The organism is Exiguobacterium undae DSM 14481 (assembly GCF_000620805.1).
GTDB classification, from domain to species: Bacteria; Bacillota; Bacilli; order Exiguobacteriales; family Exiguobacteriaceae; genus Exiguobacterium_A; species Exiguobacterium_A undae.
The window spans coordinates 2,238,914-2,252,376 of the sequence record NZ_KK211187.1; the positions used below are offsets into that span (position 1 = coordinate 2,238,914).

21 protein-coding genes are annotated in these 13,463 nt (G+C 47.0%); 4 read left to right on the forward strand and 17 right to left on the reverse strand.

Going from position 1 to position 13,463, the window contains the following annotated elements; genetic code table 11:
- Window positions 1-12: 12 nt before the first annotated feature.
- Entirely contained in the window at window positions 13-414 is a 402-nt protein-coding gene (locus P397_RS0112405; RefSeq protein ID WP_028106756.1) for an SA1362 family protein, read from the forward strand.
- Window positions 415-469: 55 nt separating this feature from the next.
- Here the strand turns inward: P397_RS0112405 and hpt are convergent, their stop codons facing one another.
- From hpt to P397_RS0112420, 3 genes are all read right to left on the reverse strand, one after another.
- On the reverse strand, window positions 470-997 hold the full coding sequence (gene hpt / locus P397_RS0112410) for a hypoxanthine phosphoribosyltransferase (protein ID WP_026833569.1): 528 nt from the start codon (window positions 995-997) through the stop codon (window positions 470-472).
- Window positions 998-1,142: 145 nt separating this feature from the next.
- Window positions 1,143-1,565 carry a transcriptional regulator MntR gene (gene mntR, locus P397_RS0112415; RefSeq protein WP_028106757.1) on the reverse strand — a complete coding sequence of 141 codons (423 nt, stop codon included), beginning with the start codon at window positions 1,563-1,565 and terminating at the stop codon, window positions 1,143-1,145.
- Window positions 1,566-1,589: 24 nt separating this feature from the next.
- Window positions 1,590-2,420: a lipoate--protein ligase family protein gene (locus P397_RS0112420; RefSeq protein WP_081776991.1), complete on the reverse strand. Its 831-nt coding sequence runs from the start codon at window positions 2,418-2,420 to the stop codon at window positions 1,590-1,592.
- A 140-nt stretch (window positions 2,421-2,560) separates the two neighbouring features.
- On the opposite strand from P397_RS0112420, the gene P397_RS0112425 reads away from it, so the two are divergent.
- Window positions 2,561-2,941, forward strand: coding sequence for a rhodanese-like domain-containing protein (locus P397_RS0112425; RefSeq protein ID WP_026833572.1), 381 nt, complete (start codon window positions 2,561-2,563; stop codon window positions 2,939-2,941).
- Window positions 2,942-2,997: 56 nt separating this feature from the next.
- Here P397_RS0112425 and gcvPB read toward each other — a convergent pair whose 3' ends face one another.
- The 13 genes from gcvPB to P397_RS0112490 all read right to left on the reverse strand — a co-directional run bounded on the left by gcvPB (window position 2,998) and on the right by P397_RS0112490 (window position 11,829).
- Window positions 2,998-4,476, reverse strand: a complete 1,479-nt coding sequence (gene gcvPB / locus P397_RS0112430; RefSeq protein WP_026833573.1) for an aminomethyl-transferring glycine dehydrogenase subunit GcvPB — start codon at window positions 4,474-4,476, stop codon at window positions 2,998-3,000.
- A complete protein-coding gene (gene gcvPA, locus P397_RS0112435) occupies window positions 4,469-5,815 on the reverse strand; it encodes an aminomethyl-transferring glycine dehydrogenase subunit GcvPA (protein WP_028106759.1) in 1,347 nt (448 codons plus the stop codon). The genes gcvPB and gcvPA overlap by 8 nt, the downstream gene beginning before the upstream one ends.
- Window positions 5,816-5,829: 14 nt before the next feature.
- Window positions 5,830-6,912 carry a glycine cleavage system aminomethyltransferase GcvT gene (gcvT, locus tag P397_RS0112440; protein WP_028106760.1) on the reverse strand — a complete coding sequence of 361 codons (1,083 nt, stop codon included), beginning with the start codon at window positions 6,910-6,912 and terminating at the stop codon, window positions 5,830-5,832.
- A 182-nt stretch (window positions 6,913-7,094) separates the two neighbouring features.
- Window positions 7,095-7,409, reverse strand: a complete 315-nt coding sequence (locus tag P397_RS0112445) for a hypothetical protein (protein WP_028106761.1) — start codon at window positions 7,407-7,409, stop codon at window positions 7,095-7,097.
- Complete coding sequence (locus tag P397_RS0112450) at window positions 7,406-7,888, reverse strand: shikimate kinase (RefSeq protein ID WP_028106762.1); 483 nt, start codon at window positions 7,886-7,888, stop codon at window positions 7,406-7,408. The genes P397_RS0112445 and P397_RS0112450 overlap by 4 nt, the downstream gene beginning before the upstream one ends.
- On the reverse strand, window positions 7,881-8,174 hold the full coding sequence (locus tag P397_RS0112455) for a hypothetical protein (protein ID WP_028106763.1): 294 nt from the start codon (window positions 8,172-8,174) through the stop codon (window positions 7,881-7,883). The genes P397_RS0112450 and P397_RS0112455 overlap by 8 nt, the downstream gene beginning before the upstream one ends.
- A complete protein-coding gene (locus P397_RS0112460; RefSeq protein ID WP_235183994.1) occupies window positions 8,150-8,500 on the reverse strand; it encodes a hypothetical protein in 351 nt (116 codons plus the stop codon). The genes P397_RS0112455 and P397_RS0112460 overlap by 25 nt, the downstream gene beginning before the upstream one ends.
- A complete protein-coding gene (locus tag P397_RS0112465; RefSeq protein ID WP_051524101.1) occupies window positions 8,493-8,747 on the reverse strand; it encodes a hypothetical protein in 255 nt (84 codons plus the stop codon). The genes P397_RS0112460 and P397_RS0112465 overlap by 8 nt, the downstream gene beginning before the upstream one ends.
- Before the next feature lie 72 nt (window positions 8,748-8,819).
- A complete protein-coding gene (locus P397_RS0112470) occupies window positions 8,820-9,287 on the reverse strand; it encodes a type II secretion system protein (protein ID WP_081776992.1) in 468 nt (155 codons plus the stop codon).
- Complete coding sequence (locus P397_RS0112475; protein WP_026833582.1) at window positions 9,250-9,567, reverse strand: competence type IV pilus major pilin ComGC; 318 nt, start codon at window positions 9,565-9,567, stop codon at window positions 9,250-9,252. Before P397_RS0112475 ends, P397_RS0112470 begins: the two co-directional genes overlap by 38 nt.
- A gap of 17 nt (window positions 9,568-9,584) precedes the next feature.
- Entirely contained in the window at window positions 9,585-10,544 is a 960-nt protein-coding gene (locus P397_RS0112480) for a type II secretion system F family protein (protein ID WP_081776993.1), read from the reverse strand.
- Entirely contained in the window at window positions 10,541-11,383 is an 843-nt protein-coding gene (locus P397_RS0112485; RefSeq protein WP_028106768.1) for an ATPase, T2SS/T4P/T4SS family, read from the reverse strand. Before P397_RS0112485 ends, P397_RS0112480 begins: the two co-directional genes overlap by 4 nt.
- Window positions 11,384-11,442: 59 nt before the next feature.
- Window positions 11,443-11,829 carry a Spx/MgsR family RNA polymerase-binding regulatory protein gene (locus P397_RS0112490; RefSeq protein WP_026833585.1) on the reverse strand — a complete coding sequence of 129 codons (387 nt, stop codon included), beginning with the start codon at window positions 11,827-11,829 and terminating at the stop codon, window positions 11,443-11,445.
- Window positions 11,830-12,054: 225 nt separating this feature from the next.
- Here P397_RS0112490 and P397_RS0112495 point away from each other — a divergent pair, with 225 nt between their 5' ends.
- A complete protein-coding gene (locus tag P397_RS0112495; protein WP_012369782.1) occupies window positions 12,055-12,318 on the forward strand; it encodes a DUF2626 family protein in 264 nt (87 codons plus the stop codon).
- A 49-nt stretch (window positions 12,319-12,367) separates the two neighbouring features.
- Here P397_RS0112495 and P397_RS0112500 read toward each other — a convergent pair whose 3' ends face one another.
- Window positions 12,368-12,985, reverse strand: a complete 618-nt coding sequence (locus P397_RS0112500) for an MBL fold metallo-hydrolase (protein ID WP_028106769.1) — start codon at window positions 12,983-12,985, stop codon at window positions 12,368-12,370.
- A 169-nt stretch (window positions 12,986-13,154) separates the two neighbouring features.
- On the opposite strand from P397_RS0112500, the gene P397_RS0112505 reads away from it, so the two are divergent.
- Entirely contained in the window at window positions 13,155-13,334 is a 180-nt protein-coding gene (locus P397_RS0112505; protein WP_014969856.1) for a DUF2759 domain-containing protein, read from the forward strand.
- The last annotated feature ends 129 nt before the right edge of the window (window positions 13,335-13,463 follow it).

The window sequence follows — 13,463 nt, forward strand, 5'->3', positions numbered from 1 at the left end:
AGGGGTGATAATATGATTAGACAACGGATTGGCTCTACATTTGCACTTGTCGTGTTGCTGTTCGCTTTTGTCGGCTTTGGATATAAGCTTGCGAATGATCCTGGTGGTCTGTTTTCACAATTACTGTTTTTTGCAATCACAGCCGGAATTATCTTCTTGCTGTTTAAATTCCTGACACGCAATAGTGTCAGCAGCGGCGCGAACTCCCAGTACCGGAAATCTGTCGCGCAGTCAAAAAAACTGCACGGGAAACGTGATCAGGCGCCACGTCGGACCGATTTCAAGAAAAAACCGGTCAAATCAGCAAAACCTGCAACGTCGAACAAAGTCCGGCCACTTCGTGATCGCTCAAAAGGACCTCATTTGACGGTCATAGAAGGCAAAAAAGGCAAAAAGAAAAAACGTGCTTTTTAATATTAATAATAAACAGTAGCCGCTCTTCCACAACGGGAGAGCGGCTACTGTTGTCTTAATCGGTTTCAACCCATCCAATGTACGGAAGATTACGGTATTCTTCCGCACAATCAATTCCATACCCGACTACAAAATAATCCGGAATCTCAAACCCAACGTAATCCGCTTCTAGCGGTACTTCACGCCGGGCCGGCTTATCGAGCAACGTACAGATTTTTAAGACGCCCGGTTGATGGAGTTTCATATGTTCACACAAAAAACTCAACGTATGACCGGTATCGATGATGTCTTCAACCACGACCACATATTTTCCTTCGACATCCAGATCAAGGTCTTTTTTCAATTGAACCCGTCCAGACGAAACCGTTTTGGCACCATACGAGGAACACGCGACTGTATCGATTTGGACACTGCCTTTGATTTCCCGCATCAGGTCCGCCGCAAAGACCATCGAACCTTTTAGGACGACGACCAACACAATCTGACGCCCCGCCGCATCGTGTTCAATTGCAGCCGCCAATTCTTTTACTTTAACAGCAAGTTCTGACTCCGTTACCAACTTCTCTTTAATGACGATTTCCATATCCGGGTGAAACTCCACCCGTCACCCCCTCTGATGAATTTCACCGTCAGTATAGCATATCCCCATCTAAATAAGCGTACTATATCATTATTTATTCGTTTAATGTTCGCCTTTTTCGAACTGTAAAGTCAAAAAACAAGCACACTCAGTCTTCTGGGTGCACTTGTTGGTGTTTTTTTAATTCTTCTTGCAACGCCGGTCGCTCGGCAAAAAATTGAATCATCCCATTGATTTTATCCAACGCTTCGATGCTGATATGGTGTTCGATTCCTTCAACATCTTTGTAGATCAATGATTCCTCTACCCCGACAAGCCGTAAAAAATCTTCCAATAAGGCATGACGCTCCACGAGACGTTTTCCGATTTTACGTCCCTTGGCCGTCAACATCAGTCCCCGGTACTTCTCATAGACAAGGTATTCTTCACGGTCTAACTTCTGCACCATCTTCGTGACAGAAGACGGGTGGACACCCAGTAGTTCCGCGATATCAGAAACTCGGGCATATCCTTTTTCCTCAATTAAAATATAGATTTGTTCCAAATAATCTTCCATGCTCGGAGTCGGCACGACATCACCTTCCAATCCTTCTCTTTAGCGCTTCCAGTTCCATTCTTCACTACGGTATTTCGCGGCCAACCGTTCAATCTCCTGCCACTGGTGTTCTGTGAACTCAAGCGGTGTGAACGTCAACTGAAGAGCGTCTTCGAACCCTTTTAAAAAGGCGCCTCGGACTTCTTCAAACGAAACAGTCCGTCCCGCCAATTCATTTAAGGCAACCGCCTTCCCGGCAAAACGTGCTTTCATCCGTTCACGGATTGACTCATCTTCATAGATGAAGCAGTCAAACAATTCCCCTTCATCGACTGAAAGCGGAACGGAACCGTGTTGTAAGACGACACCTTGGTGGCGGACCTGCGCACTTCCTGCAACTTTACGTTTTCCGACTGCCAGTTCATAATACGACGCCGCATCAAAACAGACAGCAGATTTTGGTTTTCGTAACTCCTCTTTTTCTTGCGCTGTCATCGGAACCGAAAACTCGACCGGAATCCCCAAATGATGATACCCTTTCCGGACCCCTTCTGTCAGCATCCGATAACTTTCAATGACCGTTTTCGGCAATCCTTCCAGTGTTTCCGGAATCACGATGCTATACGTCAATTCGTCAGCATGGAGAACCGCTCGACCACCCGTCATCCGACGGACGATCGGAATGCCGAGTTCTTCGATTCGTTGCCGGTCGATGTCTTTGGTCGCCCGCTGAAAATGACCGACACTCAAGCCTCTTGGTGCCCACGAATAAAAACGAAGCGTCGGTGCCACTTCGCCGCGACCTACAAAACCGATTAACGCCTCGTCAATTGCCATGTTCAATGCCGGTTCCATTCCTTCAGTCGTCAATACTTGCCACTCTTTTATCAAGCGAACACCCCCAAAAAACGTTTCCGTATTAGTGTATCAGACCCTTTCTGTCCTGCGCAACGACGAGTCGATTGCCGAAATCGATTTCGTTTACTATAATGATAAGGATGTTATATGAACGAAGGGGTTGGAAGTTAGATATGGAAATCAGTACAATCATCACGATCGTCTTATGGGTAGCCTTAATCGCTTACATCGCGTGGCGTTTCATGCCGGTCAAAGGAATCACAAAGCTTTCGCAAGAAGAATTCCGGGCAAACTACCGGAAAGCACAAATCGTCGACGTCCGTGAGACACAAGAATTCAAAGGCGGTCACATTATCGGAGCCCGTAACATACCGGTCAGCCAGATGAAGATGCGCGCTAAAGAGTTGCGTAAGGACATGCCGATTTATTTGTATTGCCAAGGCAACATGCGTTCGTCGCAAGCTGCCAAAGTGTTGAAAAAAGCCGGTTACACGAACTTGTACCAACTAAAAGGTGGATTTAAGCAGTGGACAGGAAAAGTCAAACGCAGCTGATCCCTTTCTTTACAAAAAAACCATCCCCGTCAACTTAGACGCGGGATGGTTTTTGATTAGACACGCACTTCTTGTTTTGGCTGATACCGTAAAACCGGTTTACGTGCAGCTAATGTTTCATCCATCCGTTTGACGACCGTAGTATGCGGTGCGTTCAAGACGATGTCCGGATTCTCTTCGACTTCTTTTGCGATTTGAAGCATGGCATCACAAAATGCATCCAAGGTTTCCTTCGATTCCGTTTCCGTCGGTTCAATCATGATACATTCCTCGACATTTAACGGGAAGTAAATCGTAGGCGGATGATAGCCGAAATCAAGCAGACGTTTGGCAATATCGAGCGTCCGGACACCCAGTGCTTTTTGACGGCGGCCGGATAAGACAAATTCATGTTTGCAATACACGTCATACGGTGCGTCATACGCCCCTTTTAGACGTGCCAGCATGTAGTTCGCGTTTAAGACAGCTTCCTTCGAGACACGTGCGAGTCCCGCTCCGCCCATCGTCCGAATGTAACTGTACGCCCGGACATTGATGCCAAAGTTTCCGTAAAACGGTTTAACGCGTCCGATGGATTCCGGACGGTCATAATCGAGGACAAAGCCGTTTTCCGTCTTCGCAACAATCGGTTTCGGCAGATACGGAATCAGATCTTTCTTGACACCGACCGGACCGGAACCCGGACCACCCCCGCCGTGGGGACCGGTAAACGTCTTATGAAGATTCAAGTGGACGACATCAAAGCCCATGTCCCCCGGACGTGCGATCCCCATGATGGCATTCGAGTTCGCACCGTCATAATACAATTTACCGCCCGCTTCGTGAACGGCTTTGGCGATTTCGACGATATCCGATTCAAACAAACCAAGTGTGTTTGGATTCGTCAGCATCAACGCTGCCGTATCGTCACCGACTTTACTCTTTAAATCTTCCAAATCAACAAGTCCCCGCTCGTCGGATAAAACCGTCACCGTATCAAATCCCGCGACCGACGCCGATGCCGGGTTCGTCCCGTGCGCCGAATCCGGTACAAGGACTTTTGTTCGTTTAAAATCACCGCGTGCATGATGATACGCTTTGATCAACATCAAACCCGTCCATTCACCATGGGCCCCTGCCGCCGGTTGTAACGTCACTTCGTCCATCCCTGTAATCACAGCGAGTTTTTCTTGTAAATCGTACATCAGCCCAAGCGCACCTTGTACACTTTCAACAGGCTGTAACGGGTGGATATGGGCAAAGCCCGGAAGACGTGCCATGTCTTCATTGATTTTCGGATTGTACTTCATCGTACATGAACCAAGCGGATAGAAACCTGAGTCGACCCCGTGGTTTCGATTTGACAGGGCCGTATAATGACGGACAAGATCGAGCTCGGATACTTCCGGCAATTCCACTTCTTCTTGACGGAGCAGGTGCGCCGGCAACAACTCTTCCGGTGCTGTTTCTTCGACTGTCGCGAGCGGCAAGCTGTACGCGATACGACCAGCTTTTGAGATTTCAAAAATCAACGTCTGTTCACTAGTTTTATGCATGAGTCAGTCCCCCTAACGCTGTCACGAAGTGATCCAGTTCTTCTTTTGTCCGTAATTCCGTCGCACATACGAGCATTTGATTGGTCCGGCTTTCGTCGAACGTACCGAGTGGTAATCCCCCGATGATTCCTTCTTTCAGCAACTGTTTGCTTGCTTCGTTTGCATCAATCGGCAACTCGACAACAAACTCATTGAAACTTGGACCATCATCGATGATGCGGAATCCCGCCTCGCTTAATGATTTTTTCAAGGCATAAGCCGTCTGCAGGTTACGGGTCGCAAGCTCGCGGATTCCCCGTTTACCGAGTGCACTCATGGCGATCGAAGCCGCTAACGCATTCAGTGCCTGGTTCGAACAGATATTTGAGGTCGCTTTGTCACGGCGAATATGTTGTTCACGCGCCTGTAATGTCAAGACGAATCCACGTTTCCCCTCTTCATCTACGGTCTGACCGACAAGACGTCCCGGGATTTTTCGCATTAACGCTTTTGTCGTCGTGAAGTATCCGCACGTTGGTCCACCAAAACTTTGCGGAATACCAAACGGTTGACAGTCACCAATCGTAATGTCGGCGCCAAGCTTACCCGGTGCTTCCAACAAACCGAGCGCAAGCGGGTTCGCCGAGACGATGAACAGACCGCCTTTCGCATGTGTGGCGTCCGCTAATGCCTGCAGGTCTTCGACCCGACCGTAGAAGTTTGGATATTGAACGATGACACACGCGACGTCATCGAGCGTTTCCAGCTGTTCGATTGCCGTTTCGCCATGCGTGAGCGGTAACGTCGCCACTTCGAGACCCGGACCGTTCGCATACGTCCGCACGACATCATGTGCCTCCGGATGAACTCCGTCTGATAAGACGATCGTTTTTTTCTTTTTATGCGCACATGCCAGCATCGCCGCTTCGGCGAGAGCCGTAATCCCGTCATACATCGAAGAGTTGGCGACATCCATTCCTGTCAGTTCGCAAATCATCGTCTGATATTCAAAGATTGCCTGTAATTCTCCCTGTGAAATTTCAGGCTGGTACGGCGTGTAGGCCGTATAAAACTCAGACCGGAGTAACATATGGTTGACGACAGCAGGTGCATAATGATCGTAAATACCAGCTCCAAGGAAAGACGGGTATTGTTTAGTATTCATGTTTTGATCCGCGAGTTTCGAGAGCGTCCGGATTAAATCGGTTTCCGGCAATGGAATGCCCACTTCTTCTAACGTTCCCTGATCGCGAACGCTTGCTGGAATGTCAGCTAACAAGTCTTCAATCGAATCGGCACCAATCGTCTGCAACATCTGTTGTTCATCTTCTTGCGTCATCGGTAAATAACGAAAATCCATCTTATATGTCCCCCTTATTTGTTCCGGCGATAGAATGGTGTATCAATCCGTCTGGCTGCTAATTTTTTCCCGCGCACTTCGATTTCAAACGACTCTTTCGTCGCATGTTCCGCCGGTACGAGTGCCAAAGCGATCGCTTTGCCGATCGTTGGTGGCAACGTGCCTGTCGTGACGAATCCGACCGGCGTCCCGTCCACGAGGACAGGTGCATCTTGACGGGCGATTCCTTTGTCCAAGAGTTCAAGACCAATCAACTGCCGTTGTGGTCCGTCTTCTTTTTGTTTCGATAAGACCGCTGACCCGACAAATGATTTCGCCTCCGGTTTGACGGCAAATTTCATGCCGGCCTCGATCGGTGAAATCGTTGAGGACAGCTCGTGCCCATATAAAGGTAAACACGCTTCGAATCGTAACGTATCGCGGGCACCAAGCCCACACGGTACGACTCCTGCTTCGAGCAGCGTGTTCCACACGACGACAGCATCTGGTGCCGCCATGTATAATTCAAAACCGTCTTCCCCCGTATAACCACTTCGTGATACCAGCATCTCGACTCCAGCAAGTTCACCTTGCGCGAAGCGGAAAAACTTGATTGCATCCAACTCAAGCGTCGTCATTTCTTGCAACAGTCTGACGGCTTCCGGACCTTGGACAGCGATCTGTCCATACGCATCCGATTGGTTCTCAAGCGTCACATCTCCTGTCAGGTAACTGCGTAGATGCGCTTCATCTTTTTCAATGTTCGATGCATTGACGACAAGCAGGTACTCCTGTTCCGCCAAACGGTAAACGAGTAAATCGTCGACAGTTCCCCCGTCTTCTTGGCAAAGAACGTTGTATTGCGCTTGTCCAATCGCAATCTTCGAGATATCGTTCGATAAGGTGTGTTGTAAAAACGGTAACGCATCCGGACCGGAAACGAACAACTCTCCCATATGAGACACATCAAACATTCCGACCCGTTCCCGGACGGCTACATGTTCTTCCTTGATTGATGAAAACAGAACCGGCATTTCAAACCCTGCAAAATCGACCATTTTCCCCATTGGTGCAATCGCGTCGAACAATGGTGTTCTCTTCAATGTCGTCTGACTCATACTTCTCCCCCTAATTACGAACATTTTTACTTCCTTTTCTCTTTATTGTTCAACTTTCAATTACATTCTACCAATTCAAAATCTTTTTTTCTAGGTTTATTCGGAAATTGAACAAAACGAAAGAGAGAAAGGACTAAGTCCCTTCTCTCCTATTGTTTCATATTCAGCCGATGAAAGCCATTTCAAAATGGTTTAAGTCCGGCAGTATGTTCAACTTCTTTTTTCAAGCGTTGTCCTTCGACCAGAAGTTGGCGTCCACCTTGCTCGACCCGCTTTCCTTCCGCAATCAAATGATCAACATTCCCTTTGATTTGATCAATCCGACTTGTCGTATGATCAATCCCTGTTTGCAACGTCTGTTGACGGATCGAAAAACGTTCCAACAATTGCTTCATCAGTGTGACATCTTTCGAAATTTTCTTCTTGTACAGGCTGAAACCGTAAATCCCCAACCCGACGATCGCTAAGACGATAATTCCTACATTGATCCAGATCATCTGTTTTCCTCCAGTATCATTTCGATTTCTTTCACTAACTCCCGAACGGATTTGGTTCCGTCCAGCCGGATATCCGATAGTTTCGCATAGACCGGACGGCGACGGCGGAACAACTTTTCAACCGTTGAGCGTGACTTCACCAAGGGACGGGATGGATCTGTTTTAATCCGATTCCAGACGATATGAAACGGTGTGTCAATCCAAACGACCGTCCCCGTCTCTTTCATGAAGGTATGGTTTTCATCACGTTCGATGACCCCACCACCTGTCACGATGACCTGTCCCTCGCTGTTTCGAACCAATTCGACTTCTCGGTCCCGAAACCCTTGTTCACCGTGCCGTTCAAAAAAATCCGTAATCGGACCATGTTGTTGCACAAACCGTTCATCCAGTTCATCGACACGATAACGTGTCTGCAAACTGCGACCAATCGCTGTTTTACCAGTTCCCATAAAACCAATCAAATAAACCTTACCCATTCGAAACGACCGCCTCGATTCTCTGTCCGTTGTCTAGTATCGCTTCCATTTTAAAGCCTTTATCCGTCTGTGTACAGATAACACGACCAATTGGATAACGAACCGTTTCGCCGGGTCGGCAATCTGTCGTACCTGCCCGGACCAATGATTCCAGTTGTAAGGCCTCTTGCTCAAGCTGAAGTTGTTTGACCTCTTCATCGAGTTGATGGCAGCTCAGGATAATCGCGACACCGATTCCGATCAACAGCAACAACGTTTGAATCAGGATGAACCCCCCTTCTTGCACTGGACGGTTCTCTGGCGTTGATTGAGTTCGAAGACCAGTGTCTGACCGGTCTGTTTGACTTCGTAATGTTCTACGTCGTGGGCATATGTCAGTTCGCCTCCAAATTCTTTTTTTAATCGGATTTGATTCTGGACACGGACGAGACGCCATTTGACGGGTTCTTCCTCCGGATCGACATCGACACCATGGACTTCTTCACCGACTTTCCCACAAGAAATACTGCGCCACATCAATCGTTCGATCGTATGAAAAAACAACTCTTCCTCCATCAGTTGTTCCTCTTGCGGTTGACTGACGATGTGCGTCATCGTGATCAAACTAATCAATAACAGCGGGCTCAGCCAAAGGACCAATGAGATTTCGAGGAGGGTCGTCCCGGATTGCGCTTGCCAAACAGAGCCCTTCAATACACCACGTCCCTTCACCGATTTGATACCCGTCTCTTTTTTCCGCCGCTTGATCGGATGCCATCTGATCGAGTAAACGTGTTTCAATCATGACTTGATTTTTTTGTTGATGAAACGTCAACAGCGGATCGATCGCAAGGATCAGAAAACCTGCAATCGCCACCATTGAGAAAACGACCTCCAGCAGTGTGAATCCCTTTTCCCGATGTTTTCTGAAATGATGTTCCGCCAAGTACCGTCACCTCACTTTTTCGACAATCATCTGATAGTTACCAAGCAAAAATTTCACTTCATACGCCTGATTCTTCGATTGGCAATACCAGGTAGAGGAGTAGGTGGAGTGATAACTTTTAAAATAAATAATCCGTCCCGTCGTCGGTACGAGACAAGAATGTCCCGTTTGAAATTCACGTTGCCATAACAACCGTTCATTTGCCATGACAAGATACCCCTTCCCGTCATTTCTCCACCGCAGTTGAATCAGCGTTTGCTCGTTCGTTTTTGAGTACTGCAATAAACGCAATGTCTGAAAATCCTGCGTCAGAATGTTCATTTCCCGATCCAGCGTGTATAAAGCGGGTTGCCGGCTGATTACTGTCGGTAAAAGAAATAAAATCAAACATCCCATCACGACAAGGACCACGGTCATTTCCATCAATGTAAATCCGTTACTTGGCTTTTGTAAGTTCACCCGTTTTGGAATCATACGTATACGTCTCCTGATCACAAGCAAGTTCATTTGGTTTTTCCGCCGTTCCACGATCAATCGTTTGCAGTGACTCCGGATACTTTTTTTCCTTGGCGTAATACAAATTGACTTCCGAACGGATGACACGGATATTCGCTTCACAACTGACCCCTTTCGCCTGATCCTTACCGCTCGTCATCGTCGGGATCAGGACAAGCAACAGCAACGAGATGATCAGCAGGACCGCAGCCATCTCAAGTAACGTGAACCCTCGTTGATCGTGAATAAATCGTTTCATCTCATCGACTCCTTCATTCAAAATGGAAGTTGCTGAATCGCCAGTTGAATCGGATAATACAAAATCAAAAATAACGTACCGGTCATCACCGTCAATCCACCGTACAAAATCGGCTCAATCAACAACAGTTTCTTTTCAATCTCTTCTTCAATCGACTCATGCAACAAGGTCGCCTGCTCGAGCAGTAACGGACCTAAGTCTCCGCTTTCCCGTGCGATATGGACTAACCCGACCGTCTCCACATCAATGATATTTTCTTCCTGCATCGCTTCCGATAACGGTTGACCATTTTTTTGACGGTCGTGCAACAAGCCGTACATCCGCTTCTTTTTGCTATTTTGTCCTTGTTCGAGGGAGCGAAAGGCCTCTTCCAATGAAAAACCGGCATCGATAAAGGAACCGACCTCGATTGTGAACAAATAACTGTAGTACAACCGGACAATCTTTTGAATCATCTTCAATTGCATCAACCGGTTAAGCGGAAGGCGACGGAAGGTCAACAGGGAAACGATGAACAACAGCAAGGGCGAGAACGCTAAGAGGTATTTGGCAGCGGGATGGAGGAGAGGCAAAATAAACGGCGGAAGTGTCTCTGGATTCGACATGTCCAGCAGAGAGGGAAAGACATATAAAGCATAAAACATGAACAGTAACAACAGACTGACGGCCAGAACGATCGGATAGCGGGCCATTTTCCAAAACTTCTTTTTCATCTGGCTTTCCAGCTCCAGTAAACGAATCACTTGCTTCAAAATCATCAGCGGGCGTTCTGTTTGATCGCCTACATGCAGTAACTGTTGTAATGTTGCCGGCAGGGCCAATGGCTCGAGGGCCACCGACAACCGATTGCCCTGCTCGAGCCGGACTTTTATATCCTCAATGACCGGAAGAAGCAACGGTTCCTCGAATCGCGTTAAAATATCGAGTGCCTCTTTTGTTGATATTCCTTTTGATAACAGTCGGTGAAATCGATTCAAGAACCGACACTTACTTCCGACCGTAAGTGTTCGACGGTACAGCGAACGACTCCCTCCTCCCGGTACAGATGGATGATTTTTTTACAGACGGATAACTCTTCCGTCGTAATGCCGAGCGTCTTTAATCGAAGCCACGCTTCTTCAATTGAACCGGCATGCAACGTAAACAAGACGACATGTCCACTTAAGGCAGCATTGATCGTCAATCGGGCAGCTTCCGCCGTCCGGACTTCGCCAAACGCAATCCAGTCCGGGTCCGCCCGGAGTATTTCTTCGAAGCAACGTGTCGCATCAAACCCCGCTTTTTCATTTAACTCGAGTTGCAATACACCGGGAACGGTACATTCGACAGGATCCTCTACCGAGATGATTCGTTTTCCTGCCATCGATGCCATCAAAGAATAGAGCATCGTTGTTTTTCCGGCTCCCGTCGTTCCGGAAATGATGATACATCCATGCGTCTGTCGCTCCATCCACTCCAGGTCACGAATGGGATGGAGCAGACCCGCCGCCACTTCGCTTGAGACAACAGCCCGGTAAAACCGCCAAGACATCGCATCGCCGTATCGACTCGGTAACAGCGACACCCGCATTCCGCTGTCCTGAAGAGGATAAAGACCACTTTGAGGAATCCGCTCATTTTGTTCCTTTAAATTGGCCTCATACCGGATATGGCTGACAATCGACTGGTAGTGCGTCAATGATATCGGGGATTGTTCTTTTAAGCCTTCCGTCGTTCGGCAGACAATCCGTGTTGCCTGGTTATCCGGAATAAAGTGAACATCTGTTGCCCCGACATCTTCAAATTGATGAATCAATTGACTGATCTGTTCTCTCAATCCAGCACCTCCTTGGACAAAAAGTACACAAAAAAAGAAGCCGGAACAAATCGGCTTCTTTAAGATACTTGGGCAACAATTCGGTTTTTACGCTTTGCAAGTGTTTCAAGTCCTGGTTTATCGTATCCGATTACAAGTTGTTTGCCGTCAGTAATGATTGGGCGTCGTAAAAGTTTTGGATTGTCACTCATCAGTCGAAGCAATTCACTCAGTTTCATGTCATCGACATCGATTCCTAAATCTTTAAATGCTTGGCTGCGTGTTGCCAGTAAACTTTCGATTCCATCCGTCGACAGTTTGAGCAATTCCATTAATTCATCTACTGTCGGAGCATTTCTGAACAGATGACGTTCCTCTACATCAACATGTTCCTCTTTTAACCATGATTTCGTTTTACGACAAGATGTACAGCTTGGATATGTGAAAAATATCAACTCATTCGCCATTATTGCTCCTCCTCTCAAAATCTGTGCTTCTCATTACAGAAACTATAGCATGCTTTTTTACCTTTGTACACCTTTTGTACAACTATTGTATAAGTTTTTTTCAAACTTCATCTTTTGTTCACAGTTATTCCTTAACAAACACTAGAACATGATGGACGGATGATTGTTTGCTTGGTAAAATAAGTACGTATATTGACTATCTGTCGGATTTAGGGGGTTATATGAATGGGGAGAATGTACCGCGTACTCGGATTTTGGACTGGCATCATTGCAGTCATGGCATTTATCGGCGCTCTAGGTGGAGACGCTAGCTCAAGTGAGCATACGGATTCATTTTTAGTTATGGGCTTTGTCTTCTTGGCACAAACAGTATTCTTTGCAGCATTAGGCTATCTTCGCCTGACTGAAAAAACGTATGTCTACATTTTTGCAGCGTACTTAACAGTATTCTTCATCGTCTTCACATATTGGTCCAACTTCCAAATGTGAATGAAAAATCCCTCGCCTTCGAATGAAGACGAGGGATTTTTATGTTTCTTTAAAAAAATGGATTCTGTTTGATTTCCTGACGCAAGGTCGTCTCTGGTCCGTGACCCGGATAAAACGTTGTATCATGTGGAATTTCTGCGATGACACGATCAATGGAGTGCATCAGGACGTCTTGATCGCCGCCCTCTAAATCCGTCCGTCCGACACTTCGTTTAAAGATCAGATCGCCGGCAAACGCCATTCGCTCTTCTTTAAAGTAAAACGTCACACTGCCCGGCGAATGACCCGGTGTTTCCAGAACATGCAGGTGAAACGGTCCAATCGTCAGTGGGCCGGGTTTTAACGTCTGTTCCGCCGGTTTTACTTTCAACGGTGGCATATTGAATTTAATCGACCCGTTCAAGTTCGGGTTCGAGAGCCATTTCATTTCATTCGGATGAATATAGGCCGGGGCCGAAGTAAAACGTCTCAGCATATCGACGCCGCCGATATGATCGAAATGTGCATGAGTCAGGAGAATCGCTTCGACTTTTGCGTTGCGTCGCTCGATTTCATCAAAAAAACGCATATCTTCCGTTCCCGGATCAATCACTAAACATTTCCCTTCTTTAAAAAGAAGATAGCCGTTCTCTGAAGCCATTCCTGAAGTGATACTTACAATTTCCATCTCATCAAACTCCTTTTTCAGTTCCTTCTTCCTTACTATACACGAAATTGTCGAAAGTTCCCCTTCCCCCCTCTCGACTTTATCCGCTCAGTCAGCTAAACTAAAAAGTGAGATTTAAGTGAAATCTTCGTGAACTTCATAACGTGATTTTTTTAAGGGGGAGTACGTCATGCATTTGGATCAACCAATCGGTTGGCTTTTCTTTATCGTTGCACTCGTCGGTGTTTGGGCCGTCTTGCGTTCACTTAAGAAACGCCAAATGTTTCCACTCGTATTTGCTGCGCTGACTGTAATCTTATTTGGTTGGTTTGGTATTGCGACATTGATTTTCGGTGGAATTCCGGCATAATCATTTTTTTACAAAGAAAAAGGTCAGTCTTTCCGTATCGGAGAGCTGACCTTTTTTCGTTTGAACGTATGTGGAAGCATCCACAAACCGTACAAATCAAAAGGCGGGACGATCTAAAATCGTCTCCGC